Below are 26693 nucleotides of genomic sequence, written 5' to 3'. Positions count from 1 at the left end.
TGGAATTCAGTTGGAAAGCGCTAACCCGATGGTCCTCAGTCGAGGATGCGCCTCGCAACGTTCGTGGAGATCAGATCGAGCAACTCGTCAGAGCGCCCGGCGAGGATGGTGCGGATCGCATACAGGGAGAATCCTTTCGCCTGTTCGACTGTGATGGCAGGCGGAATCGACAGCTCCTGCCGGGCGGTGACGACGTCGATCACCGCCGGACCGTCGTAGGCGAAGGCGTCCGTCATGGCCTGCTCGAGATCACGCGCCGCCTCCACCCGCCTTCCGAAGACACCCATCGCCGTCGCGACCGCGGCGAAGTCGGGGTTGACCAGATCGGTGCCGAAGTTGACGATGCCCGCGGCCTTCATCTCCAGTTCGACGAAGTTCAGTGACGAGTTGTTGAAGACGATCACCTTGACGGGCAACCGATTCTGGATCAGGGTGACCAGTTCGCCGAACAGCATGGTCAGCCCGCCGTCGCCGGCCAGCGCCACCACCTGCCGGTCCCGGAACGTGGTCTGCGCGCCGATCGCGTGCGGCAGTGCACAGGCCATCGTGCCGTGGTTGAAGGAGCCGATGAGCCGCCGCCGGCCGTTCATCGTCAGGTAGCGCGCCGCCCACACCACCGGCGAGCCGACGTCGACGGTGAACACCGCATCCTCGTCGGCCAGTCGATTCGCCAGTCCGGCAACGTATTCCGGCCGGATCGGGCTGCGGTCGCGGTCGTTGACGGCCAATTCGTCGAGGTTCTTGCGGGTGCGGCGGTAGTGACGCAGCGAGCGGTCGAGGTGCTCGCGGTCCGGCCGGCGCTGCAGGTGCGGCGTCAGCGCCTCGACGGTGTCGCGCACGGTGCCCACCAGACCCAGTTCCACCGGGGTCCGCCTGCCGAGATGCCTGCCGCGGATGTCGACCTGGATCACCGTCGCGTGCTCGGGATAGAACTGCTGGTAAGGGAAGTCGGTGCCCAGCATCAGCAGCACGTCGGCTTCCTTGATCGCCTTGTAGCCCGACGCGAAGCCCAGCAGCCCGGTCATGCCGACGTCGAAGGGGTTGTCGTACTCGATGAACTCCTTGCCGCGCAGCGCATGCACGATCGGCGCGTTGAGCGTGCCGGCCAGCTCCACGACGGCGTCGTGGGCGTCCTGCACGCCGGCGCCGGCCAGGATCGTCACCCGCGGTGAGCCGTTGAGGATGGCGGCGGCGCGCAGCAGCGACTCGTCGTCGGGCCGCACCACCGATCGGGACGCCACCACCGGGCGGGCCGTCCAGGCCGATGCGTCGGCGCGCTGACTGAAGATCTCGCCGGGGACGACGACGACCGCCACGCCCTTCTCCTCCACCGCGGCGCGCATCGCCATCTCGAAGATGCGTGGCGCCATCTCCGGTGTGCTGACCAGCTCGCAGTAGACGCTGCACTCACGGAAGAGGTCCTGCGGGTGGGTCTCCTGGAAGTAGTCCGAGCCGATCTCGGTACGCGGGATGTGGGCGGCGATCGCCAGCACCGGCATCCGGCTCCGATGCGCGTCGAACAAGCCGTTGATCAGGTGCAGGTTGCCGGGCCCGCAGCTGCCGGCGCACACCGCGAGACCACCGGTGAGCGCCGCGTCTGCGGCCGCGGCGAATGCGGCGGTCTCCTCGTGCCGGACGTGCTCCCACGAGACGGCGCCAGAGCGACGGATCGCGTCGGTGAAGCCGTTGAGGCTGTCGCCGGGCAGGCCGTAGACGCGGCGCACGCCGCTCAGCGACAGGGCGGAGATGACGTGATCAGCAATGGTTGCCACTCGCGCAGCCTAGTGCGATTTCGGTGTCGCGGTTGCGGCGAGCGCAACCGACGACACCGAGATCACGAGATCACTTGGGGGCGAAGCGCTGACCGGCATCCAGTCGCAGGCACTGACCGTTGAGCATCGCGTTCTCCACGATCGCCGCGGCGAGCTTGGCGTACTCGTCGGGCCGGCCGAGGCGCTTGGGGAAGGCGGCGTCCTTGGTCAGCTGACTGGCGAACTCGTCGGGGATCCCCTCGGTCAGCCCGGTGGCGAACAGGCTCGGGGCGATGGCGAGCACCCGGATGCCGAGGCTGCCCAGGTCGCGGGCCATGGTCAGGCACATGCCGGCAATCGCGGCCTTCGACGCGGTGTAGGCGACCTGGCCGATCTGCCCCTCGAAGGCGGCGATCGAGGCGGTGTTGATGATGACGCCGCGCTCTTCCTTCTCGTCGTCGACGGGCTCGTTCTTGCTCATGTGCCACGCGGAGAGCCGGCTGATGTTGAAGGTGCCGATGAGGTTGAGGTCGACGCTGGCACGGAAGGAGTCCAGGCTGTGCGGGCCGTCCTTCTTGATGGTGCGCTCGCCGATGCCGCCGCCCGCGGTGGTCACCGCGATGTGCAGTCCGCCGAGATCGGCGACCACCTGCTCGAGCACCTTCTCGGTGCCGTCGAAGTCGGTGACGTCCACCTCGTGGAACGAACCGCCGATCGAGTCGGCCACTTCCTTGCCCTTGGACTGCGGACGGTCCAGCACGGCAACGGTCGCGCCGCGCTTGGCCAACAGCTCGGCGGTCGCCCGGCCGAAGCCGGAGGCCCCGCCGACCACGATGGCCTTCTTGCCCTCGATCTCCATCTAGCTTCCTTTCCACATCGGGGTTGGACTGTAAAGCAACCTAGCCGACGTCACGCTTCGGTAAGCGTTTCGGGTCGGACCTGGGGTTCCCCGGCAGTACCTTGGCGGACATGGCCGTACCGCCGCGAGGCCCATGGGCGCTGTGCGGGATCGCCGCCGCCGCCGTCGCGCTCGGAGTCGCCGAGCTCGTCGCCGTGCCGTTCGGTCCGGCCGCCGACGCACGCAACGCGGTCGGGTCGGCCGTCATCGACCGGACGCCGGGCCCCGTGAAGGAATGGGCCATCACCACGTTCGGCACCGCGGACAAACTCGTGCTCACCGTGCTCGTGGTGGCGGTCATCCTCGTGATCGCCGCGATCAGCGCGCGATTCGAGTCACGCCGCAGGCCGGTCGGCAGCCTCGCGATCGCCGCGGCCGGTGTGCTCGGCGCTGCGGCGGTGCTCTCGCGGCCGGGGGCGTCGGCGCTCGACGTGCTCCCGACGGTGATCGGCGCGGTGTGCGGAATCGCGGTGCTGCGGCTGCTGACGTCGGGGCGCATCAAGGACGCACCCGACGAGCGTGCCGAACTCGAGGGCACCGAACTCGACGGCACTGACGGCGACCACACCGACCGGGGCCGCAGGCTCACCCTCGTGGGCGTCGGCTTCCTGGCGGTGGGCGCGGCCAGCGGAGTGGCGGGCGCGGTGCTGTCCCGGCTGACCTCGTCGGTGTCCGGCGACCGGCTGAACTTCGCGCTGCCCCGGGTCGGGCGGACCGCACCCGAGGTGCCTGCGGCGGTGCAGCCGGCGAACGTCGACCTGCCGCCGTTCGTCACCTCGAACGCCGACTTCTACCGCATCGACACCGCCCTGTCGGTGCCGCAGCTGAGCCGGGCCGACTGGAAGTTGCGGATCCACGGCATGGTCGACCGCGAGATCACCTACACCTTCCAGGATCTGGACCGGTTCGAGGCCGTCGAGGACATCGTCACGCTGGCGTGTGTGTCCAATCCGGTGGGCGGGGACCTGATCTCCACCGCCAAGTGGACCGGCTATCGGGTGCGCGACCTGCTGGCCGAGGCGGGCGTGCATTCCGACGCCGACATGGTGCTGTCCACCTCGGTCGACGGGTTCACCGCGGGCACTCCCGTCGAGGCGCTCACCGATGACCGCGACGCGCTGCTGGCGGTCGGGATGAACGGCGAGCCGCTGCCCACCGAGCACGGCTATCCGGCGCGCCTCGTGGTGCCGGGACTGTATGGCTATGTGTCCGCGACGAAGTGGGTGGTCGACCTCGAGCTCACCCGCTTCGATCGCGCCGAGGCCTACTGGACGAAGCTGGGCTGGTCGGCGCGCGGGCCGATCAAGACGCAGTCGCGCATCGACGTGCCGCGCAGCGGCCAGGACGTCGCGATGGGGCCGGTGACCTTTGGCGGTGTCGCGTGGGCGCAGAACCGCGGGGTCCGCGGTGTCGAGGTGCGCATCGACCCGCCCGGCGGCCAGGGTGACTGGCGCCCCGCGACGCTGGGTGCGAGCTACTCCAACGAGACGTGGCGGCTCTGGAGCATCGACTGGCGGGCCGAGCAGACCGGCCTGCACACGATCGCCGTGCGCGCCACCGACAACACCGGCGCGGTGCAGACCGAGCAGCGCGCCGATCCGGTTCCCGACGGCGCATCGGGCTGGCAGTCGATCATCTTCGCGGTCAGATAACCGTCCCCGCCGGTGTCCGACCCTCGTGCCACGCTGGACACCGTGCATCTGGTCGACGTCGCCACCGCCTCCGCCGATGTGGGCGCCACGTCCGCCCGCCTGGCCAAGACCGCCCGGATCGCCGACCTGCTCGCCCGCGCCGCCGAGGAGCGCGACGCCCGACTCGTCGCGGTGGTGGTGTCGTGGCTGTCCGGTGAGCTGCCGCAACGCCAGATCGGGGTGGGCTGGGCGGCGTTGCGCTCGCTGCCCGCGCCTGCAGGGGAACCGTCGCTGACGGTCGGTGGCGTCGACGCGACGCTCTCGGAGATCGGCGCGGTGGCCGGCAAGGGATCGCAGCAGCGCCGGGCCCGGCTGCTCGCCGCCCTGTTCACCGCCGCCACCGACGTGGAACAGACCTTCCTCCGCCGGCTGCTGTCTGGCGAGCTGCGCCAGGGCGCCCTGGCCGGCGTGATGGCCGACGCCGTCGCGAAGGCGGCGAGCATGCCTGCGCCCGCGGTGCGGCGCGCCGCCATGCTGGCCGGCGACCTGCCCGCAGTGGCGGCCGCGGTGCTCACCGGCGACGAGGCGGCGCTCGACCAGTTCACGCTCACGGTCGGCCGGCCGGTGGGGCCGATGCTGGCTCAGACCGCGACCGGCGTCGTCGATGCCCTCGACCGGCTCGGCGGTGAGGCGGTGCTGGAAGCCAAGCTCGACGGCGCCCGTGTGCAGATCCACCGCGACGGCGACGACGTGTCGATCTACACCCGCAGCCTCGACGACGTCACCGACCGGCTGCCCGAGGTGGTGGCGGCCGCCCGCGCACTGCCGGTGGGCACGCTGATCGCCGACGGCGAGGCGATCGCGCTGCGTCCCGACGGACGGCCGGACCGCTTCCAGGTGACGGCGTCGCGGTTCGGCCGCCGGGGCGGTCGCGACGCCGAGGGCCAGCCCCTGTCGGTGTTCTTCTTCGACCTGCTGCACGTCGACGGTGAGGATCTGCTCGACCTGCCCACCTCGGAGCGACTCGCCCGGCTCGACGTGCTCGTGCCCGCCGCACAGCGGGTCGACCGCCTGCACACCGCCGACCCCGCGGCGGCACAGCGATTCCTCGTCGCGACGCTGGCCGCGGGCCACGAGGGCGTGATGGCGAAAGCGCCGACGGCGCCGTACGAGGCCGGCAGGCGCGGTGCGGGCTGGCTCAAGGTCAAGCCGGTGCACACCCTCGATCTGGTGGTGCTCGCCGTGGAATGGGGTTCGGGGCGGCGCACCGGCAAGCTGTCCAACATCCACCTCGGCGCCCGTGACCCGGTCACCGGCGGATTCGTGATGCTGGGCAAGACATTCAAGGGCATGACCGACGCCATGCTCGACTGGCAGACCGCGCGCTTCCTCGACCTCGCCGACGGACCGACCGACGGCTATGTGGTCAGGGTGCGGCCCGAACAGGTGGTCGAGATCGCGTTCGACGGGGTGCAGGGGTCGAGCCGCTACCCCGGCGGGATGGCACTGCGCTTCGCCCGCGTCCTGCGCTACCGCGACGACAAGGCTCCCGCCGAGGCCGACACCGTCGACACGGTGCGCACCTTCTACGAGCGCTGACGCGCACTGACGACTCGACCGGACGAATCCACCCAATAGGCCGCGCACCGGTGAAAGGATCGGCCCATGGCTTCAACCCCCGCGCCCGCGGCTCCTTCGTCGGAGCAGACGACCGACGGCCACATCACCTACGTCCGGACGGACAAGGACCTACCGCCGGTGGCCGTGATCGACCGCTCCCCCATCACCGCCAAGCACCGCATCATCTTCGGCGTCATCGCCGTGATCGGCGCCGTCGCCTGGGCGGTGATCGCGTTCCTGCGCGGTGAGACGGTCAACGCGGTCTGGTTCGTCATCGCCGCGATCTGCACCTACGTCATCGGTTTCCGGTTCTACGCCCGGCTGATCGAGACGAAGATCGTCAAGCCCAAGGACGAGATCGCCACGCCTGCCGAGGTTTTCGAGAACGGCACGGATTACATGCCGACCGACCGGCGGGTGCTGTTCGGGCACCACTTCGCCGCGATCGCCGGCGCAGGCCCGCTGGTGGGGCCGGTGCTGGCGATGCAGATGGGCTATCTGCCGGGCACCATCTGGATCATCATCGGCGCCGTCTTCGCCGGCTGTGTGCAGGACTACCTGGTGCTGTCGATCTCGGTGCGTCGCCGGGGCCGCTCGCTGGGCCAGATGGCCCGTGACGAACTCGGCACCGTGGGCGGCGTCGCCGCGATCGTCGGCGTGCTGGTCATCATGGTCATCCTGCTGGCGGTGCTCGCGCTGGTGGTGGTCGGCGCGCTGGCGGAGAGCCCGTGGGGCGTGTTCTCCATCGCGATGACCATCCCGATCGCGCTGTTCATGGGTGTCTATCTGCAGTACCTGCGTCCCGGCCGGGTGTCGGAGGTGTCGCTGATCGGCGTCGCACTGCTGCTGCTCGCCGTGGTGGCGGGCGGCTGGGTGGCCGAGACCTCTTGGGGCACGGACTGGTTCACGCTGTCGAAGGTGACGCTGTCGTGGTGCATCATCATCTACGGGCTGGCCGCCTCGGTACTGCCGGTCTGGTTGCTGCTGGCGCCGCGCGACTATCTCTCGACGTTCATGAAGGTCGGCACCATCGTCCTGCTGGCGATCGGCATCCTGCTGGCGCGCCCGATCATGGAGGCCCCGGCGATCTCGTCGTTCGCCGCCAGCGGGACCGGGCCGGTGTTCGCCGGGTCGCTGTTCCCGTTCCTGTTCATCACGATCGCCTGCGGCGCGCTGTCCGGCTTCCACTCGCTGATCTCCTCCGGCACCACACCGAAGCTGCTGGAGAAGGAAAGCCAGATGCGGCTGATCGGCTACGGCGGCATGCTGACCGAGTCGTTCGTCGCGATCATGGCGCTGATCACCGCGGCGATCCTGAACCAGCATCTGTACTTCGCGATGAACGCGCCCGCGGCGTCCACCGGTGGCACCGCCCAGACTGCGGCGGACTACGTCAACGGCCTCGGATTGTCGGGCGCTCCGATCACCGGCGCCGAACTCGACGCCGCCGCCCAGGGCGTCGGCGAGGAGTCGATCGTGTCGCGCACGGGTGGCGCGCCCACACTGGCGTTCGGTATGTCCGAAGTGCTGCACCAGGTCTTCGGCGGCGAGAGCCTCAAGGCGTTCTGGTACCACTTCGCGATCATGTTCGAGGCGCTGTTCATCCTCACCACGGTCGACGCGGGCACCCGGGTGGCGCGGTTCATGCTGTCCGACGCGCTGGGCAACCTCGGCGGGCCGCTGAAGAAGCTGCAGAATCCGAGTTGGCGCGTCGGGGCCTGGATGTGCAGCATCATCGTCGTCGCCGCGTGGGGCAGCATCCTGCTGATGGGCGTCACCGATCCGCTCGGCGGCATCAACACGCTGTTCCCGCTGTTCGGAATCGCGAACCAGTTGCTCGCGGCCATCGCGCTGACTGTCGTCACCGTGGTGATCATCAAACGTGGACTGCTGAAATGGGCGTGGATACCCGGGATCCCGCTGCTGTGGGACCTGGTGGTGACCATGACGGCGTCCTGGCAGAAGATCTTCTCCGGTGATCCGAAGGTGGGGTACTGGACACAGCACTTCCAGTACCGCGAGGCCAAGGAGGCGGGCAAGACGGCGTTCAATGCGGCCAAGGACGCCGGCCAGCTCGACGCCGTCATCCGCAACACGTTCATCCAGGGCACCCTGTCGATCGTGTTCGCGGTGCTGGTGGTCATCGTGTTCGCCGCCGGCGTGGTGGTGGCGCTGCGCGCCGTCAGGGGCACCGGCAGCCCACTGTCGGAGGACGACCCGGTGCCGTCGCGGCTGTTCGCCCCGTCGGGGATGGTCGCGACCAAGGCCGAGAAGGAGGTGGCCAAGCAATGGGACGAGCTGCCCGCCGATCTGCAGAACTCGCGCGTCAGATCCGTTGGTACTGCGCCACACTGATGGGTGACAACCACTACCGGCGGTACGTCGAACACCGCAGGCGGCTGCACCCGGGCGAGCCGGTGCCCTCGGAACGGGAGTACTGGCGCCTGCGGCACGCCGCGGCCGATGCGAATCCGGGCGCCCGCTGCTGCTGACACTCTGCACGCAGCGGCGCGCGGCAATTCCGGCGAACAGGGCCGGGCGCTCAGCGCAGCGTGTACCGGATCGGCAGGTGCTTGAGGCCGCCGACGAACACGGTCGCGACGTGCTGGGGCGGTCCGGCCGGTTCGATCGATTCGAGCCGCGGGATCAGCTGGGAGAAGAAGCTGTTGACCTCCATTCGGGCCAGCGCGGCGCCCAGGCAGAAGTGCACGCCGTAGCCGAAGGCGACGTGCTTGTTCGGGTCGCGCCCGACGTCGAAGCGGAACGGGTCGGCGAAGGCGTCCTCGTCGCGGTTGGCCGACGGGTAGGACAGCAGCAGTGACTCCCCCGCCGCGATCGGCACGCCGCGCACCTCGGTGTCCTCCTGCGCGGTACGCATGAACGCCTTCACCGGCGTCACCCACCGGATCATCTCCTCGGTGGCCGTCGGCATCAGGGCGGGATCGGCCCGCAACCGGTCGCGCTGCTCGGGATGCTTCAGCAGCGCCAGCATGCCGCCCGAGATGGTGGCGCTGGTGGTGTCGTGGCCGGCGGCGGCGATGATCGCGTAGTAGGACACGGTGTCGATGTCGGACAGCGGTTCACCGTCGATGTGCGCGTTGGCGATCGCCGAGGCGAGGTCGTCGGTCGGGTGCTCGCGGCGGGCGGCGGTGAGTGCGGTGAAGTACTGGAACATCTCCAGCAGTGCCGACATCTGCTCCTGCTGGTCGGCGCCGCGCTTGAACTCGTCGTCGTCGCTGCCGAACAGTTCCTGGGTGAGCTTGAGCATCAGCGGGAAGTCGGACTCCGGCACCCCGAGCAGCGACATGATCACGTACAGCGGGTAGTTCACCGCCACCTGCTGCACGAAGTCGCACTCCGGGCCGATGGCGGCCATCTTGTCGACGTAGGTCTTCGCCAGTTCGTCGACGCGGATCTTCAGCGCCCGCATCGCTTTCGGCCGGAACCAGTCGGCGCCGATCGCCCGCACCACCCGGTGTCGCGGATCGTCCATGTGGATCAGGGTGGAGACTCCGACACCGGCCTGCAGTTCGTCGGACTCCGCGGTCATCAGCACCGGCCGCGGCGCGTTGGTGAAGACGGTGTTGGCGCGCTCGACGGCCATCACGTCGGCGTGCTTCGTGATCGCCCAGAACGGCCGGTAGCCCGGCACGTCGACCCAGGACACCGGGGCGTTCGCCCGCAGATGCGCAAGCGCGGCATGCAGTGTCGACTCGTCGGTGTAGGACTTCGGGTCGGCGAAGAGCCTGGCGGCGTCGTCCATGATCGGTGTGCTCATCGGGCTCCTTCGTGACGCAGTTCCTCGAGGACGGCGGCGACGGTGTCGTCCGGCACGGTCGACGGGAAGCCCGGCAGCACGCGGTCGATCGCCCCCGAACACCGGAGCCGGAGCGCCGCGGCCACCTCGTCGATTGGCGCCACCACGGCGAACGCGCCGAGCACCTCGTCGTCGATCAGCCCGGCCATCGCGTCCCATTGCCCCTGTTTGGACAGCCCGTGCAGGTCGGTCTGCAGCTCACCCCAGCCGTGCAGGTCGAGCACGTTGCGATACGCCGGCGTGGAGGCGTAGAACGCGATCTGCTTGCGGGTGGCGGCGGCCGCGGCGGCGAAGTCCTCCTCGGTCTCGCCGGTCACGACGAACACCGGGCACGAGACGGCGACGTCGGCGCGGGTGCGCCCGGCCGTGGCGAGGCCGCGCCCGAGGGCGGGCAGCGTGACGTCGTCGAGGTAGCGCTTGGTGGTGAACGCGTGCGCCAGCAGGCCGTCTGCCACTTCACCGCACATCTCGGTCATCGCCTCGCCGACCGCGGCGACGAACACCGGTGGCGTGCCGTGCGGATGGGACTGCGGGGTGAACATCGGCGTCATCAGCCGGTGGGTGTAGAACTCGCCGTCGAATGCCAGCCGGGTGCCGTCGTGCCAGCAGGCCCAGATCGCCCGCAGCGCCTGGACGAATTCCCGCATGCGGGCCACCGGCCGGCTCCACGGCATGCTGAACCGCTTCTCGATGTGCGGCTTGATCTGAGTGCCGAGGCCGAGGATGAACCGGCCTTGCGAGTACGCCTGCAGATCCCACGCCACATTGGCGACGGTCATCGGGCTGCGTGCGAAGGCCACCGCGATGCTGGTGCCGATCTGCAGCCGAGTGGTGTGTTCGGCGGCGAGCAGCAGCGGCAGGAACGGGTCGTGGGAGATCTCGCCGGTCCAGCACCCGTCGAAGCCCTGCCGCTCCAACCCCTCGGCGACTCCCCGGACCCGCGTCAGGTCGCTGGGGATGCCCCGGTCGATCGCGAGACGGCCGATCGGGGGGCCGGCAGCACCGCCTCCACCCATACCCGCAGAAGCTACAGTAAGCAATTCAGTATGGTCAACGTGACCACGCCGGTGCGACGATGCCCTTTCGACGTCAGGAGCTTCTCGAATGGACCACGCGCAGGACTGGAAGGAAACGCTCGCCGACCTCGACCGTCGCCGCGAGCACGCGTTCGGCATGGGCGGTCCCGAGCGGGTGGCCAGGCATCGCGCGAAGGGCAAGCTCGACGCCAGGGCCCGGCTCGACCACCTGCTGGATGACGGCTCGTTCCAGGAGTTCGGCACGCTGGTCGGCGGTGACGTCGCCGCGGACGGGCTGATCGCGGGCGCGGGCCGGATCGACGGCGTCCCGGTGATGGTCGGCGCCGAGGACTTCACCACGCTCGCAGGCAGCATCGGACCGGGCGGCAACTCCAAGCGCTACCGCCTCGCGGAACTGGCGCTGCGCAACAAGATCCCACTGGTCATGCTGCTCGAGGGCGCCGGCTTCCGGCCCAGCGGTGAGCACTACGGCCGCACCCCCACCGACCTCATCGCCCAGGCGAAATGCTCGGGCAAGGTGCCGACCGTGTCGGCGGTGCTGGGCCCCTCCGCGGGGCACGGCGCACTGGTGGCCCCGGTGTGTGACTTCACCATCATGAGCAGCCACGGCGCCATCTTCACTGCCGGTCCGCCGGTGGTGAAAGAGTCGACGGGCGAGGACATCTCGAAGGAGGACCTCGGCGGGCCGGGCGTCGCACTGGCCAGCGGGGTGATCCACAACCACGCCGAGGACGACCAGACGGTGCTCGACGACATCCGCCGCTACCTGTCCTACTTCCCCTCCAGCGCATGGTCGTATCCGCCGACCCGGCTCGCCGACGACACCGCGGACCCGCGGCCGACGCCGGAGATCTGCGACATCGTGTCCCGGGACAACCGGCACATCTACGACATGCGGGCGGTGCTCGACGTGGTCTTCGACCGGCCGGACTGGTTCGAGGTGCAACCGACGTTCGGCCGTGCCATCATCTGCGCGCTGGCGCATCTCGGCGGGTATCCGGTCGCTGTCGTCGCGAATCAGCCGGAGGTGCTGGCCGGCTCGATCGACGCCGACGCCGCGGACAAGGCGGCGCACTTCATCGCGGTCGCCGACGCGTTCCACCTGCCGATCGTGTTCCTCGCCGACAACCCGGGGATGCTGCCGGGCAGCCGGTCCGAGCGCAGCGGCGTACTGCGCAGCGGCGCCCGGATGTTCGCCGCGCAGACCTCCGCCACCACGCTCAAACTCCATGTCACGCTGCGCAAGGCGTTCGGCTTCGGCTCGATGGTGATGTCGCTGCTCGGTTTCGACGACCAGGTGGCGACGTTCGCCTACCCGGGCGCCACGATGGGCGCGATGGGCGCCGCCGCGTTGAGCAAGGCGACGAACGCCGGCGAGGACTACACCGAGGTGCTCAAGCAGATGGAGCTCGAGGCGTCCTACCGGTCGGCGGGCCACCTGGGCTTCGACGAGCTCATCTCACCGGAGGAGACCCGCAACGCACTGCTGACGACGTTGCAGCACGGCGTCTTCAGCAGGCAGGCCGTCGCGGAGCCGGTCAGCCGCACCGTCATCACCCCCTAGCCCTCTCGCGATTTCGGCGCGCTTCCGTTCGGTCAGCGAACGTCACCGCGCCGAAATCACCGGGAGGCGCGGTACTCGGTGACGATCGGTTCGAGTTCGTCGGGCGTGGCGCCGTGCAGGATCACCGCGTCGGCGCCGTAGTCGAACTCCTTGCGCACCCGGGCGACGCACTGTTGCGCCGACCCGGTGGCCGACGGTTCGAGCCACTCGTCGGGGATCAGGCCGGCGATGTGCTCGATCTGCTCGGCGGTGGCCTTGTGGTCGATGCCGCCGGGGATCGACTGCACCACCGCGTCGTCTCGGAAGCGTTGCAGCACTGCGGGATCCCAGTTGTTCGTCTTCACCAGCAGGTCGCCGTACCCCTGCAGGTAGGTGGCCAGCCGGGCGACCGTCTTCTTCAGCCGCAGTTCCTCGGGCAGGTGATCGCCGACGGTGGCGAAGCACGACCACACCCGGACACTGTCCGGGTCGCGGCCCGCCTGCTCGGCCGCGTCCTTGACCGTCCTGACGGCCCGCTTCAGCGTCTCGGGGGTGAAGTAGGTGTGCAGGATGACGTCGTCGAACTCGCGGCCGCCGAGTGCGAGGGTCTGCGGGCCGAACGCCACGATCGCCAGCCGGATGTCCTCGCGGAAATCGGGATCGAGGAACAGCACCTGGTACTTGCCGATCGGCCCGTCGTGGTTGAACACCACCTCGCCGTGCCACAACTTGCGCATCACCTGCGCGAAGTCCTCCATCTGCGCGGTGGTCACCGCGGGTACCCCGAACGCGTTGTACATCGCCGCGATGCCCCGGCCGAGGCCGAGTGTGAACCGCCCGCCGGAGAGCCGGTGCATGGTCGTCGCCCATGATCCGGTGATCAGCGGGTGGCGGGTGTTGTGATTGGTGGCCGCGGTGGCGATCTGCATCCGGCTGGTGACCGCGAGCGCCGCGCCGGTCAGCGACGACGCCTCCTTGACGTTCCACCGCTCGGAGATGAAGCCCGTGCCGAAGCCCAATTCCTCGCCGCGTCGGGCCTCGTCCATCAGGGTGGCCGGTCCCTCACCTCCCGCACCGGCCAGCAGGTAGTAACCCAGTTCATCCAACACCCGGTCAGTCACGCCCAAACCCCTTGCTTGTAGCCGCAATTCCACACCTCGGTGATCCGGCCGTCGATCACCCGGAAGATCTCCATGCTGCCGACGGTGGTCTCGGTGCCGTCCTTCAACCTCATCGGCGACTGGTACACGATCGCCACGTGCTCGCCGTCGTCGCCGGCGACCACCAGCTCGAGCTCGAATCGGATGGTCTCGAACATCGCCCAGTGGTCGACGATGCGCGCGACGGCCTGCTCGTGGGTGAGCACCGTCGCCTCACCCACCTCGTGCCGCGTCACCGTCTCACCCATCAGTTCCTCGGCGAGGGCGAAGTCGCGCTCGTTCCACACCACCAGGTTGTAGAGCTCGACGACCTCGCGTGCGGTGCGGGTCACGCGAACACGTCCAGAGCGTCGATGGCGCCGATCGCCGCGACCGCCCGGTCGGTGAGCGTGAGGCACAGTCGGCGGGACCGCTCGGGCAACGCCTCCCAGCCGTTGAGCGTGATGACCGGCAGCAGCATCAGGTAGACAGCGGCCATCCGGTAGTGCCGCCACGCGTCGTCGAACCCGTAGTCGTCGAGACCCTGGAGGTACTCACGCAGCAGCGCCTCGTCGCGGCCCTCCCGCACACCGGCGGGCAGACCCTGGGTGACGAGGTAGGCGATGTCGGCCGCGCCGCAGCCCCGCGACGCGAACTGGAAGTCGACCACCTTCATCCGGTCGCCGTCGAAGAACAGGTTGTCGGCCCGGATGTCGCCGTGCAGCAGCGTGTCGCGTTCGGTCAGCGCAGGCAGCGCGGCGACCGCCCGCTCGGCGAACCGCTCGGCGAACGCCGCCACCGCCGCGGGCACCGTCGCCTCCGTGTGCTCACGGTAGATCCGCCAGCCCGGCGCGAAGGCAGGCAGCAGCAGATCGCGCGCGATCGGGGTGTCCAAGCTCGGGAACGGCTGCAGGACGGCGGCGTTGGCGGGTTCGGCCGACCAGGCGTGCAGGCCGGCGAGCTGGGAGATGCACAGTCGCGCCCGGTCCATCGACAGCCCGGCCAGGTGGTCGGCGTTGTCCCAGTCGGCGAGATCCTCGAGCAGCAGCACGAAGTCGACGCCGTTGTCGGCTATCCGGGCGGCGTACACGTGGGGCGTCGCCATCGGCGCGCGGCCGGCCACCGAGCGGTAGAACGCCAGCTCGCGTCGGTATCCGCCGAGCAGCTCCATCGCGCCGCGGGCCTCGGACTGTGCGGGCAGCTTGGCGATCACCGTGGCAGGCACCGCCTCGCCCGAGAGGTGCAGCCGGTAGAGCAGTGAGGAGAAGCCGCTGTCCAGAGCGATCTGTTCGACGCGGACGCTGTCGACCGGCGTGCCGAGCGCCTCACTCAGCCAGCCGGGCTGCACGCCGTCGATGCCCGACGGGATGGCCGGGGCCGCTGATGTCACGCGGGCCTCCCCGGCGAGGTAGTTGACGATGAACAACTAAGTTAGTTGTCGAGCGTCTAATATGCAAGGGTGCCCACCCCCGCCCGCGGGCTGACCCAGCCGCAGCGCGTCGAGCTGTCGAACCGTCGCCTGGTCACGGCGGCGGTCGAACTGATCACCGAAAAAGGCTGGGAGGCAACGTCGGCGGCCGAAATCGGCCGACGCGCCGGTTACAGCAGAGCGATGGTGCACGCCCGCTACGGCAGTAAGGACGCCATCCTCGAGGCGATCCTGGCCCATGCGCAGGCACAGAACATCATGCCCGCGGCCGAACCGGACTCCACCGGACTGCAGAACGCCGTCGCCCATTTCGGCCGGATCCGGCGGCTGTTCGAAGAGGACCGGGACTTCGTGCGGGCGACGTTCGTGATGACGTTCGAGGCGGTCAAGGGCACCTCACCGGTGCGCGGCCGGCTCGACGACTGGTTTCGGCGCGGCGTCGACGAGGTGGCGGCCGGCCTGCGCAACGGGGTCCGCGACGGGTCCGTGCGGCCCGACATCGACATGGACCGGGCCGTCAACGCCATCAGCGCCGCCGCATTCGGCGCGGCGTTCCAGTGGATCGTGCTCGGCGACGACTACGACCTGCCCCGCGAGCTCGACTATCTGGAGTCGCGGATCGTCGCCGAATACGGCGCGGGCGGCTGATCCGCCGAATCCCGCACTGTGCGCAGGAAGTCCTCCGTCACCCGCTGGACGCGACCGGAGAAGAGGTGCCCGACGTGGCCGCCGTCATGCCAGTGCACCTGGCCGCCCCACCGCTCGTGCAGCGCCAGCGCGGGACCCCGCATCGCCATCCGATCCTGCCAGGCCGCCACTATCAGCCGGCGGTTCGGCGGCGCGGCGGGCAGCACGGACAGCGGGTCGATCACCTTGGTCAGTTCGGCGACGACGTCGGATCCCAGTGCGGCCGCCAACTCGTCACCGCTGCGGCCCCACCGCGAGATGTGCTGTCCAATCATCGCATTGAGGCCGAGTATCGGAGTGTAGAGCGCGACCGCCGCCACCGCGTCCTCCAGATGCGACACCAGGGCGGCCACTGCGCTGCCCAGTGACAGACCGGACAGCGCGATCACGGTCGACTGCGGCTCCAGCCACCGCACCACCGCACGCACCTCGGAGACCGCGCGCATCATGCCGGCCACATTGGTCAGCGGGTCCATGTCGGGATACGGCGGCCACACGTCGCGGCGCACACCGTGGCCCGGCTGCACCGGCATCGCGAGATTGAACCCGAGCCGCTGGTGCAGCCGCCGGGCCCGCGCGAAGAGGAAGTCCGACGCCCCGCCCTGCCCGGCGCCGTGCACCCACACCAGCCACGGCCGCGGTCCGTCGCGGTGCCGGCACACGTGCGCCACCGCCGTCGCCGGGCCCCCGAGGCCGTCGGCCGTCAGTGCGGACGGCAGCATCGGGTCGTGGTCGTAGGTGATCCGTTCGTAGGCCAGGCCCGCTAACCACTGCCGCTGTATGCGCTTGATCTGCAACGGGTTCGGCGCGGCGTGCAACTGTGCGGGTGTGCGCCCGGCGAATTCCTCGGCCGCAGCGGCGCAGCTGCTGACCGGCCGGCGCAGCCCTGGCCCAGGCCCGCTCAGCGTCATCGCCGTCAACACCAATTCGTCGAGGGCGACCTCGCCGAACTGACGCAGGCCGGCGGCGGACAGGCCGTCCCACGTGGCCGAGCCCGCCAGCGCATCCGCGCTGCGCGGCAACACACCGGCGAGTTGGCGGACGACCTGTCCGGTGTGTCTCATCGTGTCAGGCTACGAGAGCTTGAATCCGGTGTAGCCGCCGGCGGCGATCTCCTCACACCGGCGGCGGTATTCCGGGAGTCCCGCGGTGTAGCCCATGTACATCCGCTTCTTCCCCGGCACGTTGCCGCCGTTGTACCAGGAGTTGCACGTCGGGTGGACCAGCACCGTCGGCGCCACCAGCGACGTGGTGTGCTCGATCCACTCGTCCTGTGCCGACGGCAGCGCCTCGATGCTCCGATACCCCTGTGCGCGCAGCGAACTGACGCAGTCACCGATCCACTCGACGTGATGCTCGAGGGCGGCGATGAAGTTGGTCGCCGCCGCCGGACTGCCCGGTCCCTGCACGGTGAACAGGTTGGGGAAGCCGGCCACCTGCAGACCCAGGTAGGACACCGGCCCCTCCTGCGCCCAGACGTCGCGCAGTGCCACCCCGTCGCGGCCGCGGATGTCGATGCGGCTCAAAGCGCCGGTCATCGCGTCGAAACCGGTGGCGTAGACGATCACGTCGACGTCGAATGCGCCCTGGTCGGTGTCGATACCCGTCGGCGTCACCGCCTTGATGCCGCCCCGGCGCAGGTCCACCAGGGTGACGTTGTCGCGGTTGAACGTCTCGTAGTAGCCCTGGTCGATGATCGGTCGCTTGCACGCGAACGGGTGACTGGGCACCAGCGCCGCGGCGGTGTCCGGATCGTCGACGATACGGGCGATCGCCTGGCCGTACAGTTCGGTCGCGATCCGGTTGGCCTCGATGTCGAAGAAGACGTCACCCCAGTTCAGTGCGCCGAGCACGCCGTGCTCTTCGACGGCGCGGCTGCGCTCCTGCGGGGTGGCCGACTTGAGCGGCGGCCGCGCGAGCATCTCGAGCAGCACCGAGAAGGCGCTCAGCCGCGCCGCGCCGACCGGGTGGGCGCGCTGGGCGGCCCGGATCTCGGCGTACCCGGCCTTGAGGCCGTCGAGCTCACCGGGCTCGAACGGCCGCACCCGCCACGGCAGTGTGAAGGCCGGTGACCGCTGGAACACCACGAGTTCGGCCGCGTCCCGTGCCACCACCGGGATGAGTTGCACGCCGGTGGATCCCGTACCGATCACCGCGACCCGCCGCCCGCGCAGGTCGACACCGTCGCGGGGCCATCGGCCGGTGAACAGCGACGTGCCGCCGAAGCTGTCCATCCCCGCGATGTCGGGTTCCAGCGGCACCGAGAGGATGCCCGACGCGGCGACGACGAACGGCGCGACGAACGTCTGCCCGCTGCGGGTCTGCACCCGCCACTGCGTGGCGGGCTCGTCGAACGTCATCGCCACCACCTCGGTGTGCAGGGCGATGTCGCCGCGCAGGTCGAGGCGGTCGGCGACGAAGTTCGCGTACGCCTCGATCTCGGGCTGTGCCGGCATCGTCTCGGTCCACACCCACTCCTGCTGGATCTCCTCGGAGAAGCTGTAGGAGTACTCGACGCTCTCGATGTCGCAGCGGGCACCGGGATACCGGTTCACCGCCCAGGTGCCACCCACTTCCCCGGCCTTCTCCAGCACCAGGGTGCGCAGGCCGAGGCCGCGCAACCGGTGCAGCGCGTAGAGGCCGGAGAACCCGGCGCCGATCACGAGCACGTCGTAGTGCGCCGGGCCGTCGGCGGTCACAGCTTCACCACGTCCTCGTCGCGGTCGCGGCGCTCGACATAGAAGCGCGCCGCCCGGCGGATGGCGTCCTCGGTCGGGCCCGGTCGCCAGTCCAGCTCTCGGGTGGCCTTGGCGTGGCTGGCAGGCGATGTCTGGACCATCAACCGGACACTCGGCAGGTTGAGCGGATAGTCGCGGCCGAGCCACCGGTTGGCGGCGCCCGCCAGCACCCCGGCGACGTACACCGGCGCCCGGGGGGCACCGAACCGGGGCGGCCGCACGCCGACCGCGTCGGCGGCGATGCGCAGCATCTCGCGCTGCGTGATGAACCGTTCGGAGATGATGTAGCGCTCGCCGTTGCGGCCCCGGTCGGCGGCGAGCAGCAGTGCCGCGGCGGCGTCGTCGATGTCGACCACCTCCGCACCGACGCCCCGCACGTAACACGGCATCTTTCCGAAGGCCGCGAGTGCGACCAGTGATCCCTGCCGGGGTTGCCAGTCGGGCGGGCCGTACGGATTGGACACGCACATCGCAACGGCGGGCAGGCCGCGCTCACGCGCATACCGCAGCACCAGTTCCTCGGCACGGCAGCGGGACTCGATGTAGGGGCCACCGCGGCCGGCCATGTTGAAGGGGGTGTCCTCGTCGACCGTGGAACCGTCACGGCCGACGGCGACCGTACCGATCGTGCTCAGGAAGACGAAGCGCTGCAGACCGGCGTGCACGGCGACGTCGAGGACGCCACGCAGGCCCTCGACGTTCGTCCGGAACAACGGCGCCGGGTCGGCGAGGTGGGCACGGGTGTCGACGACGCAGTAGTACACGACGTCCCGGTCGGCCATCGCCGCGGTGACCGCCGCGATGTCGAAGATGTCGCCGTAGTGCCGTTCGACGCGGAGGCCGTCGATCCCCCTCGTCGAACTGCTCCGGCGCAGCAGCACCCGTACGTCGTCGCCGCGAGCCACGAGGTGGCGGGTGACCGCGGCGCCCACGTTGCCGCTCGCGCCCATGACCAGCGCCCTGCGCGGCGCCGGAGGTGATTCCTGCATCGATGTCCCATCAGCCGGGGCAGCTCGGCCCGCCGGTCGGTATCCTAGAAGATACTGTAACCATTACAGTATTTCGGCCGAATCGATGGCGGATCGGCGCGCGCTGGGGACACCGGGGAAGAGACTGACATGGAGCCCGAGGCGTCGAAGGGCGGTGAGGGAGCCGCCGAGGCGGCGCCGCAGGCCCGCACCGCGTGGTCCGAAAAGCGCTTCCAGACCGTGCTGGACCTCCTGCAGGAGGGCGTCGTCATCATGGACAGCGACGGGCACTTCGAGTTCACCAACGCCGCGGCCAGGCGCATCCTCGGCGCCGATGCGCGCGATCTCGTCGGCGTGCACCACAGCGACCAGGGTGTCGACCTCCCCCTGTACGACGCGCACGGCCAGGAGATGACCTCCGAGCAGCACCCCATCCACTGGATCCAGCGCACCGGGATGACGCTCAGCGGCGAGGTGGTGGGCGTCGACCGCATCGACGGCACCCGGATCTGGGTGACCGGCCACGGCTGCCTGCTCGAGCCGGACGACCCACAGCACTCGTCGGTGCTGTTCTCCTTCACCGACATCACGGAGCACTACGACACCCGGGAACGGTTGCGCCACGACGCCACCCACGACTGGCTGACCGGCCTGCCGAACCGCGGATTCGTGTTGGAGCGCGCCGAAGCCGCGCTGTCGGCGCCGGACGACGGCCGCCTGGTGGCCGCGCTGTTCATCGACCTCGACAAGCTCAAGTCGGTCAACGACCGGCACGGCCATTCGACCGGTGACGAGGTGCTGCGCATCGCGGCCCAGCGGATGCGGTCGGTCGCCCGGCCGCAGGATCTTCTGGCCAGGCTGGGAGGCGACGAGTTCGTCGCGCTGCTGCTCGATCCCGTCGGCCCCGGCGAGGTCGACGAGGTGGCCGGGCGATTGCACCGGGCGCTGCTCGACGAGATCGCCGTCGGGTCCGTCCGGGTGCGCATCGGCGCCAGCATCGGCATCGCCACCGTGGCGCCCGGCGACGCCCGCACCCCTGCCGAGCTGCTGCGCGACGCCGACGTGGCGATGTATCAGGCCAAGGCGAAGGGCCCGGGCAACACCAGCCACTTCGGGGCCGCGGCTCGGTGAGCCGGCGCGCTACCTCGCCCGGCGGGCCAGTCGCTCGGTGTCGGTGATCCACACCGTCTTGCCCCGCATGCGCAGCCAACCGCGCTCGGTGAAATCGGTCAACGCCTTGTTCACCGACTCCCGTGAGGAACCCACCAGCCGCGCGATCTCCTCCTGAGTCAGGTCGTGGGTGACCCGCAGCTCGCCGTTGTCCGACACCCCGAATCGCTGCGCCAGCATCAGCAGTTGCTTGGCCACCCGGCCGGGGACGTCGGTGAAGATGAGGTCGGACAGGTTGTCGTTGGTCCGCCGCAGCCGCCGGGCCAGCACGCGCAACAGCTGTTCGGCGACTTCCGGCCGCTCGGTCAGCCAGGCGCGCAGCAGGTCGCGATCCATGCAGACGGTGCGCACCTCGGTCAGCGTCGTGACGCTCGACGTGCGCGGACCCGGGTCGAAGATGGCCAGCTCGCCGAACATGTCCGCCGGACCGAGCACGGCGAGCAGGTTCTCCCGGCCGTCCGGTGCGCGGCTGCCGATCTTGACCTTGCCCGCCACGATCACGTACAGCCGGTCACCCAGTTCGCCCTGGACGAACACGGTGTGCCCGCGGGGAAAGTCGATGGTCGGCAACCGCTCGCCGAGCGCCGCGACAGCGTCGGGCTCGACTCCCTGGAAGATTCCAGCCTTGGCCAAAATCTCGTACACCGTGTTTTCCAGTCCTCTCGGCCGCCGCTCATGCCCACTCTGGCAATGAACCTACCTGCTCGCGGGTTCGCGACCACCTGCCGTAAACGATACTGTAATCTCCTCCATAGTCAGTGGACGGACCCGTATCAGGAGGTCGCTTCGGCGTGAAAGTCCCATTCACCTGGAAAGTCACCGGCTGGTTCATGATCGGTTGGTCGCCGGAGTTCCCCGTTGGCGAGGTCCGTCCGATCGAGTATTTCGGCGAGGAACTGGTCGCCTACCGCGACGATTCCGGCGACCTGCACGTGCTCGAGGGCCATTGCAAACACCTCGGCGCCCACATCGGACACGGCGGGAAGGTGGTGGGCGACTGTGTCGAGTGCCCCTTCCACGGCTGGCGCTGGGGGCCCGACGGCACCAACCGCCACATCCCCTACCAGCCGGACCGGCCGAACCGCGGACTGACGCTGCGGACGTACCCGGTGCGCGAACAGTACGACTGCGTGTTCATGTGGCACCATCCCGACGGCAAGGAGCCGCAGTGGCCACTTCCCGACATCTTTCACAAGTTCCCTCAGTTCGAGACCGACGCCGGCGCGTACTACCGGCCCTATCCCGAGTTCTCCCGGCGAGCCGACGGAGAACCGGTGCATCCGCAGATCGTTGCCGAGAACGGTCCTGACAGTTCACATTTCCACTACGTGCACGGCGCCACCGTCACGCCGGTGTGCCTGGAGTGGGAAGCCGTCGCCGAAGAATGGCGGTTCCTCACCGGCTGGCCGGACGCACGCAGCGACGACCCGAGCTCGATGGCGCTGCGGATCCACAGTCACTTCTCCGGACTCGGCTTCGCGATGAGCGCCTTCGAGGGCTCGTCGAACCACCGCCTGATCTTCGCCTGCACGCCGGTCGACGACGAGGTGTCGAACCTCTTCTACTCGATCTGGTGGCCGAAGCTGCCCGGTGAGACGTCGGACGTGCCGCCCGAACAGGTGCGCACCCACGTGGAGAAGCGGTTCCTCCGCACGGTGTGGGAGGACCTCGACATCTGGCGCTACCAGCGTTACGTCGAGCACCCGCCGCTGGCCAGGATCGACGCCGAGCCGTACATGGCCATGCGCAAGTGGGCCAAGCAGTTCTACGACGTCGCCGCCCCGGTATGAGGACGCCGCTGCCCGAGCTCGTCGCCCCCGCGCACACCGCCGTCGTCACCCAGGAACTGCAGGGCGCGGTCGTCGGGCCGCACGCCGGGCTGGCGGTGCTCGCCCAGGAGGCCGCCCGGGTGGCGCTGCCCAACATCGCCCGGCTGCTGCCCGCGGCCCGCACCGCGGGCACCCAGGTGGTGCACTGCCTGGTGCACCGCCGGGCGGACGGCCGCGGGTCGAACCACAACGCACGTCTGTTCACGGGCGGCGCCCGCCAGGTCGACATCACGCCCGGTGGCGACGGTGCCACGCTGCTGCCCGAATTCGGTCCCGAGGACGCCGATCTGACACTGACCCGATGGCACGGCGTCGGTCCGATGGGCGGCACCGACCTCGACGCGGTGCTGCGCAATCTCGGGGTGACGACGATCGTGGCGGTCGGCGTCTCGCTGAACATCGCGATCCCGAATCTGGTGATGGATGCAGTGAACGCGGGCTACCGGGTGGTGCTGCCGCGCGATGCGGTCGCCGGGGTGCCTGCCGAGTACGGGGCCGCCGTCATCGACAACAGCCTCTCGCTGCTGGCGACGATCACCAGCACCGACGACCTCATCGCCGCCTGGGCGCCGTGACCGGCCCCGAGACGACCGGCCCCGAGACCCGCGGCTTCCCGGAGATCACGCCGGTCGACGCGCCGCCTGAACTGGAGCGGTTCGCCGCGGCCGTGCGGCGGTTACAGGATCTGGCGGTGTCGACCAGTCCGCCCGGCGCGACATGGACGGCCGCCTCCGAGCAGATCGAGCGCGTGTGTGCCGACTTGGAACCGCACGCGGTGCCCGACGGGCAGGCACCGGCCGGGCGCGCCACGACGCTGCCCGGTCTCGGCCATCCGCTGATGCCGCCGTGGACGTTCACCGCCGCCGACCGCGACGGCAACGTGACGATGGCGGGCCACTTCACCAGGTTTCACGTCGGCGGCAACATGGCCGTGCACGGCGGTGTCATCCCGCTGTTCTACGACTGGCATTTCGGCATGATCGTGTCGGCCGCGGGCCGGCCCATCAGCCGCACTGCCTACCTGCACGTCGACTACCGTGCCGTCACGCCGATCGATGCACCGCTGGTCAGCCGGGGCCGCATCGAGCGACTCGACGGCCGGAAGGCCTTCCTGACAGCCACCATGACCGACGCCGACGGCACGGTGCTGTCCGAGGCCAACGGCCTGATGATCAAGCTTCTCCCGCACCAGCCCTGACGAGGAGTCAGCCCCCATGGAGTTCACCGTGCCCGCCGTGCTCGACGCGATCGCCGCCGCGCTGCCCGACCGGGTCCTGCTGTGCCAGGGCGGGCGCAGGCACACCTACACCGACGTCGCTGAGCGGTCCAACCGGCTGGCGTCCTATCTGCACGCACGCGGCCTGGGTTGTCACACAGCGCGATCCGAGCTGGCAGGCCACGAGGTCGGTCAGGACCTGCTCGGCATCTACGCCCACAACGGCCACGAGTACGTCGAGGCGCTGCTCGGCTCGTTCCGGGCCCGCGTCGCGCCGTTCAACGTCAACTACCGCTACGTCGCCGACGAACTGCAGTACCTGCTCGCCGACGCCGGCGCCTCGGCCCTGGTGTTCCACGCCGCATTCGCGCCCCGGGTGGCCGAGATCCTGCCCGGCCTGCCGGGTTTGAAGGTGCTCATCCAGATCGCCGACGATTCGGGCAACGAGCTGCTCGACGGCGCCGTCGACTACGAGGCTGCGCTGGCCGCGGGCAGCCCCGAGCCCCCGGACGTTCACCCCTCACCCGACGACCTCTATGTGCTCTACACCGGCGGCACCACCGGAATGCCGAAGGGTGTGCTGTGGCGCCAGCACGACATCTTCGTCACGTCGTTCGGCGGTCGCGACCTGTTCGCCGGCACGGTGTTCGACTCCTACGCGGCCCTCGTGGAGCGCGCCGCGGCGAATCCCGGCACGAAACTGATGGTGCTCCCGCCGCTGATGCACGGCGCTGCGCAATGGGCGGTGATGACGGCGCTGACCACGGGCCAGACCGTGGTGTTCTCGACGGTCGTCGACCGGTTCGACGCCGACGAGATCGTCGCCACGGTCGAGCGTGAGCAGGTGATGGTGGCGACGGTGGTGGGCGACGCGATGGCGCGCCCGTTGGCCGCGGCCATCGAGAAGGCGGGCGACACACCGCTGGCGGTGGTGGCCAACGGCGGTGCGCTGCTGACGCCGACCACCAAACAGCGGCTGATCGACGCCAAACCCGGGATGGTGGTCGTCGACGGTGTCGGCTCATCAGAGACGGGCGCCCAACTCACCCACATGTCCGCACCGGGCGCCGTGTCGACCGGCCGGTTCAAGCCCGGACCCGACACCGTCGTGGTGTCCGAGGACCTGACCGACGTGCTGGCGCCCGGCCACGACGGCATCGGCTGGCTCGCCCAGCGCGGCTACGTGCCACTGGGTTACAAGGGCGACGCCGCCAAGACGGCGGCCACGTTCCCGGTCGTGGCGGGGGTGCGCTACGCCGTGCCCGGTGACCGCGCCCGCCATCTGGACGCCGACGTCGTCGAACTGCTCGGCCGCGATTCGGTGACCATCAACTCCGGCGGCGAGAAGATCTTCGCCGAAGAGGTGGAGACGGCCATCGCATCACATCCCGCGGTCGCCGACGTGGTGGTCGCGGCCCGGCCCAGCGAGCGGTGGGGCCAGGAGGTGGTGGCCGTGGTGGCCCTCGCCGACGGTGCCGCCGCCGACGCCGACGAGTTGATCACCCATGCCGCAACGTCGTTGGCGCGCTACAAGCTGCCGAAGGCCGTGGTGTTCCGGCCCGTTCTCGTGCGTTCGCCCGCGGGCAAGGCCGACTACCGGTGGGCGCGCGAGCAGGCGGTCAGCGGCTCGCCCTGAGCCGACGGCGGGTCCTGCTGCGGGCCCGGTGCAGCGCGAGGTCCGAGATGAGCCTCATCGACCCGGTGAACGGCAGCGCCGCTCGTCCGGTGATGCTGAACGGGAGGTCGCTGCCGACCACGGTCCGGTGATGGCTGAACGTGTCGAAGCCGGCCTTCCCGTGGTACGCCCCACTGCCGCTGCGGCCCACCCCGCCGAACGGCGCGGCCGACGGGATCATGTGGGCGGCGAAGTCGTTACGGGCCACCCCACCGCTGCGGGTGTGGCGCACGAAGTGCCGGAAGTCGTCGCCGTCGGGCCCGAACCAGTACGTCACCAGCGGCGCGGGCCGCCGATTGAGGTAGTCGACGGTCTCGGCCAGGTCGCCGTAGCCGCGCACCTCGAGCACCGGCCCGAAGACCTCCTCCTCGGCGATGAGCATGGTGTCGTCGACGTCGCGGACGATCGTCGGCGCGATCTTGCGCGATGCGGCGTCGGGCAGCGCCTCCCCGGGCGGGACGACGGAGTCGATCCGCGCGCCGCGTTCCCGCGCATCCTCGATCAACCGCACCACCCGGTCGAAGTTCGCCTGGTTGACCGACGAGCAGTAGTCGGCGTTGGCGATCACCGCCGGATACGTGCCACGCAGTGTCCGGCAGGCGGTGTCGACGAACCGCTGCACCCGGTCCTCGGGAACGAAGACGTAGTCCGGGCAGACGCACACCTGACCGCCGTTGACCATGCGGGCGTGTGCGATGCGCGTCGCGGCCCGGTCGATGTCGGCGTCGCGCGCCACCACGACGGGGTTCTTGCCGCCCAGCTCGAGGGTGACCGGCACGAGGTGGCGGGCGGCCGCCTGCTGCACCAGAGCGCCGACCGCGGGCGAGCCGGTGAAGAACAGGTGGTCGAACGGCAGCCCGGCGAACGCCGCCGCGACATCGACTCCGCCGGTGACGATCTCGAGTTCGCACGCGTCGAAGTAGCGCGGGGCGAGGGTGCACATGAGATCGGCCGTGTGCGGGGTGATCTCGGACATCTTGATCATCACGCGGTTGCCCGCGGCGAAGGCCGCGGACGCGGGCAGCACGGTGAGGTTGACCGGGAAGTTCCACGGCCCGATGACGCCGACGACTCCCAGCGGCGACGGCTGCACCTCGGCGCGAAGGCCGAACGCCCCTGCCGCGCGCATCAACCGGTTCGGGCGCATCCAGGCGCCGAGATGGGCCCTGGTGTGTTCGATGACCGAGATCATCCCGAGGATCTCGGCGAACAGCGCGGCCGAACGGGACCGCGACCCGTAGTCCGTGGCGGTCGCGTCGACGAAGTCGTCGGTGTTGTCCAGCACCATCGCCAGCAGCCGGTCGATGCGGTTGCGCCGCAGCGCGGCGTCGGCAGGCCCGTCGGCGAGGAACGACTGCCGCTGCGCGTTCAACGCCGACGTCAGGTCCGATGCCACCACCGCGGGACTCCCTTCCCACCGACCGTGCCATCGGCACTGCGGTAAGCATCACGGTAACACCGGGGCAGTCCAGCCCACCCGCATTGCCTCCCCCTACTGTAAGAATTACCGTAAGGTCGCGTAGTGAAGGCGCCGCCCCCCAACCC

At 69.8% G+C, this 26693-nt stretch carries 23 protein-coding genes; 11 read left to right on the top strand and 12 right to left on the bottom strand.

Going from position 1 to position 26693, the window contains the following annotated elements:
• Window positions 1-35 precede the first annotated feature (35 nt).
• Together poxB and ACPCHZ_RS27555 are read right to left on the bottom strand one after the other, a co-directional pair.
• Window positions 36-1772: a ubiquinone-dependent pyruvate dehydrogenase gene (gene poxB / locus ACPCHZ_RS27560; RefSeq protein ID WP_423487656.1), complete on the bottom strand. Its 1737-nt coding sequence runs from the start codon at window positions 1770-1772 to the stop codon at window positions 36-38.
• Between the two features lie 70 nt (window positions 1773-1842).
• Window positions 1843-2610 carry an SDR family NAD(P)-dependent oxidoreductase gene (locus tag ACPCHZ_RS27555; RefSeq protein ID WP_423487655.1) on the bottom strand — a complete coding sequence of 256 codons (768 nt, stop codon included), beginning with the start codon at window positions 2608-2610 and terminating at the stop codon, window positions 1843-1845.
• 110 nt (window positions 2611-2720) lie between these two features.
• Between ACPCHZ_RS27555 and ACPCHZ_RS27550 the strand changes: the two genes are divergently transcribed.
• The 4 genes from ACPCHZ_RS27550 to ACPCHZ_RS27535 all read left to right on the top strand — a co-directional run bounded on the left by ACPCHZ_RS27550 (window position 2721) and on the right by ACPCHZ_RS27535 (window position 8392).
• Entirely contained in the window at window positions 2721-4301 is a 1581-nt protein-coding gene (locus tag ACPCHZ_RS27550) for a molybdopterin-dependent oxidoreductase (protein ID WP_423487654.1), read from the top strand.
• Window positions 4302-4343: 42 nt separating this feature from the next.
• Complete coding sequence (locus ACPCHZ_RS27545) at window positions 4344-5879, top strand: ATP-dependent DNA ligase (protein WP_423487702.1); 1536 nt, start codon at window positions 4344-4346, stop codon at window positions 5877-5879.
• A 66-nt stretch (window positions 5880-5945) separates the two neighbouring features.
• Window positions 5946-8255 (top strand): carbon starvation CstA family protein, encoded by a 2310-nt coding sequence (locus ACPCHZ_RS27540; protein ID WP_423487653.1) that lies wholly within the window; start codon window positions 5946-5948, stop codon window positions 8253-8255.
• Window positions 8189-8392 carry a YbdD/YjiX family protein gene (locus ACPCHZ_RS27535; RefSeq protein WP_269895132.1) on the top strand — a complete coding sequence of 68 codons (204 nt, stop codon included), beginning with the start codon at window positions 8189-8191 and terminating at the stop codon, window positions 8390-8392. The genes ACPCHZ_RS27540 and ACPCHZ_RS27535 overlap by 67 nt, the downstream gene beginning before the upstream one ends.
• Window positions 8393-8442: 50 nt before the next feature.
• Here ACPCHZ_RS27535 and ACPCHZ_RS27530 read toward each other — a convergent pair whose 3' ends face one another.
• A complete protein-coding gene (locus tag ACPCHZ_RS27530) occupies window positions 8443-9678 on the bottom strand; it encodes a cytochrome P450 (protein ID WP_423487652.1) in 1236 nt (411 codons plus the stop codon).
• On the bottom strand, window positions 9675-10733 hold the full coding sequence (locus tag ACPCHZ_RS27525) for an LLM class F420-dependent oxidoreductase (protein WP_423487651.1): 1059 nt from the start codon (window positions 10731-10733) through the stop codon (window positions 9675-9677). Before ACPCHZ_RS27525 ends, ACPCHZ_RS27530 begins: the two co-directional genes overlap by 4 nt.
• An 88-nt stretch (window positions 10734-10821) precedes the next feature.
• Here ACPCHZ_RS27525 and ACPCHZ_RS27520 point away from each other — a divergent pair, with 88 nt between their 5' ends.
• A complete protein-coding gene (locus ACPCHZ_RS27520; RefSeq protein ID WP_423487650.1) occupies window positions 10822-12318 on the top strand; it encodes an acyl-CoA carboxylase subunit beta in 1497 nt (498 codons plus the stop codon).
• 56 nt (window positions 12319-12374) lie between these two features.
• On the opposite strand, the gene ACPCHZ_RS27515 is transcribed toward ACPCHZ_RS27520, so the two are convergent.
• The 3 genes from ACPCHZ_RS27515 to ACPCHZ_RS27505 are packed head-to-tail and all read right to left on the bottom strand — an operon-like array spanning window position 12375 to window position 14826.
• Window positions 12375-13451, bottom strand: a complete 1077-nt coding sequence (locus ACPCHZ_RS27515) for a TIGR03857 family LLM class F420-dependent oxidoreductase (RefSeq protein ID WP_423487649.1) — start codon at window positions 13449-13451, stop codon at window positions 12375-12377.
• Window positions 13415-13789 carry a nuclear transport factor 2 family protein gene (locus ACPCHZ_RS27510; RefSeq protein ID WP_423487648.1) on the bottom strand — a complete coding sequence of 125 codons (375 nt, stop codon included), beginning with the start codon at window positions 13787-13789 and terminating at the stop codon, window positions 13415-13417. The genes ACPCHZ_RS27515 and ACPCHZ_RS27510 overlap by 37 nt, the downstream gene beginning before the upstream one ends.
• Complete coding sequence (locus tag ACPCHZ_RS27505) at window positions 13786-14826, bottom strand: phosphotransferase (RefSeq protein ID WP_423487647.1); 1041 nt, start codon at window positions 14824-14826, stop codon at window positions 13786-13788. The genes ACPCHZ_RS27510 and ACPCHZ_RS27505 overlap by 4 nt, the downstream gene beginning before the upstream one ends.
• 69 nt (window positions 14827-14895) lie before the next feature.
• Between ACPCHZ_RS27505 and ACPCHZ_RS27500 the strand changes: the two genes are divergently transcribed.
• Window positions 14896-15513: a TetR/AcrR family transcriptional regulator gene (locus tag ACPCHZ_RS27500; RefSeq protein WP_423487646.1), complete on the top strand. Its 618-nt coding sequence runs from the start codon at window positions 14896-14898 to the stop codon at window positions 15511-15513.
• Here the strand turns inward: ACPCHZ_RS27500 and ACPCHZ_RS27495 are convergent.
• Genes ACPCHZ_RS27495 through ACPCHZ_RS27485 form a run of 3 tightly spaced genes read right to left on the bottom strand, consistent with a single transcriptional unit; the run spans window position 15468 to window position 19279 of the window.
• Window positions 15468-16616, bottom strand: coding sequence for an alpha/beta hydrolase family protein (locus ACPCHZ_RS27495; protein ID WP_423487645.1), 1149 nt, complete (start codon window positions 16614-16616; stop codon window positions 15468-15470). The two genes, ACPCHZ_RS27500 and ACPCHZ_RS27495, sit on opposite strands and share 46 nt — an antisense overlap.
• 9 nt (window positions 16617-16625) lie before the next feature.
• Window positions 16626-18251 (bottom strand): flavin-containing monooxygenase, encoded by a 1626-nt coding sequence (locus tag ACPCHZ_RS27490; protein ID WP_423487644.1) that lies wholly within the window; start codon window positions 18249-18251, stop codon window positions 16626-16628.
• Window positions 18248-19279, bottom strand: a complete 1032-nt coding sequence (locus ACPCHZ_RS27485) for an NAD-dependent epimerase/dehydratase family protein (RefSeq protein ID WP_423487643.1) — start codon at window positions 19277-19279, stop codon at window positions 18248-18250. The genes ACPCHZ_RS27490 and ACPCHZ_RS27485 overlap by 4 nt, the downstream gene beginning before the upstream one ends.
• A gap of 129 nt (window positions 19280-19408) precedes the next feature.
• Between ACPCHZ_RS27485 and ACPCHZ_RS27480 the strand changes: the two genes are divergently transcribed.
• Window positions 19409-20389, top strand: coding sequence for a diguanylate cyclase domain-containing protein (locus ACPCHZ_RS27480; RefSeq protein WP_423487642.1), 981 nt, complete (start codon window positions 19409-19411; stop codon window positions 20387-20389).
• A gap of 9 nt (window positions 20390-20398) precedes the next feature.
• Here the strand turns inward: ACPCHZ_RS27480 and ACPCHZ_RS27475 are convergent, their stop codons facing one another.
• Window positions 20399-21073, bottom strand: coding sequence for a Crp/Fnr family transcriptional regulator (locus ACPCHZ_RS27475; protein WP_423487641.1), 675 nt, complete (start codon window positions 21071-21073; stop codon window positions 20399-20401).
• Window positions 21074-21219: 146 nt separating this feature from the next.
• Between ACPCHZ_RS27475 and ACPCHZ_RS27470 the strand changes: the two genes are divergently transcribed.
• The 4 genes from ACPCHZ_RS27470 to ACPCHZ_RS27455 are packed head-to-tail and all read left to right on the top strand — an operon-like array spanning window position 21220 to window position 25109.
• Window positions 21220-22218: an aromatic ring-hydroxylating oxygenase subunit alpha gene (locus tag ACPCHZ_RS27470; RefSeq protein ID WP_423487640.1), complete on the top strand. Its 999-nt coding sequence runs from the start codon at window positions 21220-21222 to the stop codon at window positions 22216-22218.
• Window positions 22215-22832, top strand: coding sequence for a cysteine hydrolase (locus ACPCHZ_RS27465; RefSeq protein WP_423487639.1), 618 nt, complete (start codon window positions 22215-22217; stop codon window positions 22830-22832). The genes ACPCHZ_RS27470 and ACPCHZ_RS27465 overlap by 4 nt, the downstream gene beginning before the upstream one ends.
• The gene (locus ACPCHZ_RS27460) at window positions 22829-23455 is read left to right on the top strand and encodes a PaaI family thioesterase (protein WP_423487638.1); all 627 of its coding nucleotides are present in this window, start codon (window positions 22829-22831) and stop codon (window positions 23453-23455) included. The genes ACPCHZ_RS27465 and ACPCHZ_RS27460 overlap by 4 nt, the downstream gene beginning before the upstream one ends.
• A 16-nt stretch (window positions 23456-23471) precedes the next feature.
• Window positions 23472-25109 carry an acyl-CoA synthetase gene (locus tag ACPCHZ_RS27455; RefSeq protein ID WP_423487637.1) on the top strand — a complete coding sequence of 546 codons (1638 nt, stop codon included), beginning with the start codon at window positions 23472-23474 and terminating at the stop codon, window positions 25107-25109.
• Here the strand turns inward: ACPCHZ_RS27455 and ACPCHZ_RS27450 are convergent.
• Window positions 25093-26547: an aldehyde dehydrogenase family protein gene (locus tag ACPCHZ_RS27450; RefSeq protein WP_423487636.1), complete on the bottom strand. Its 1455-nt coding sequence runs from the start codon at window positions 26545-26547 to the stop codon at window positions 25093-25095. The two genes, ACPCHZ_RS27455 and ACPCHZ_RS27450, sit on opposite strands and share 17 nt — an antisense overlap.
• Between the last annotated feature and the right edge of the window lie 146 nt (window positions 26548-26693).

This window comes from Mycobacterium sp. NPDC050041 (assembly GCF_049541695.1).
Lineage (GTDB): Bacteria > Actinomycetota > Actinomycetes > Mycobacteriales > Mycobacteriaceae > Mycobacterium.
Note: the sequence above shows the minus strand (reverse complement) of the source record. Positions and strands in the feature narration are given on the sequence as shown.

What these genes read in the sequence shown, in the direction of transcription:
- ACPCHZ_RS27495 (WP_423487645.1), bottom strand. Translation starts at nt 16,616, where the DNA reads ATGAGACACACCGGACAGGTCGTCCGCCAACTCGCCGGTGTGTTGCCG.
- ACPCHZ_RS27550 (WP_423487654.1), top strand. Translation starts at nt 2,721, where the DNA reads ATGGCCGTACCGCCGCGAGGCCCATGGGCGCTGTGCGGGATCGCCGCC.
- ACPCHZ_RS27480 (WP_423487642.1), top strand. Translation starts at nt 19,409, where the DNA reads ATGGAGCCCGAGGCGTCGAAGGGCGGTGAGGGAGCCGCCGAGGCGGCG.
- ACPCHZ_RS27455 (WP_423487637.1), top strand. Translation starts at nt 23,472, where the DNA reads ATGGAGTTCACCGTGCCCGCCGTGCTCGACGCGATCGCCGCCGCGCTG.
- ACPCHZ_RS27535 (WP_269895132.1), top strand. Translation starts at nt 8,189, where the DNA reads ATGGGACGAGCTGCCCGCCGATCTGCAGAACTCGCGCGTCAGATCCGT.
- ACPCHZ_RS27520 (WP_423487650.1), top strand. Translation starts at nt 10,822, where the DNA reads ATGGACCACGCGCAGGACTGGAAGGAAACGCTCGCCGACCTCGACCGT.
- ACPCHZ_RS27530 (WP_423487652.1), bottom strand. Translation starts at nt 9,678, where the DNA reads ATGAGCACACCGATCATGGACGACGCCGCCAGGCTCTTCGCCGACCCG.
- ACPCHZ_RS27555 (WP_423487655.1), bottom strand. Translation starts at nt 2,610, where the DNA reads ATGGAGATCGAGGGCAAGAAGGCCATCGTGGTCGGCGGGGCCTCCGGC.
- ACPCHZ_RS27465 (WP_423487639.1), top strand. Translation starts at nt 22,215, where the DNA reads ATGAGGACGCCGCTGCCCGAGCTCGTCGCCCCCGCGCACACCGCCGTC.
- ACPCHZ_RS27485 (WP_423487643.1), bottom strand. Translation starts at nt 19,279, where the DNA reads ATGCAGGAATCACCTCCGGCGCCGCGCAGGGCGCTGGTCATGGGCGCG.
- ACPCHZ_RS27540 (WP_423487653.1), top strand. Translation starts at nt 5,946, where the DNA reads ATGGCTTCAACCCCCGCGCCCGCGGCTCCTTCGTCGGAGCAGACGACC.
- ACPCHZ_RS27525 (WP_423487651.1), bottom strand. Translation starts at nt 10,733, where the DNA reads ATGGGTGGAGGCGGTGCTGCCGGCCCCCCGATCGGCCGTCTCGCGATC.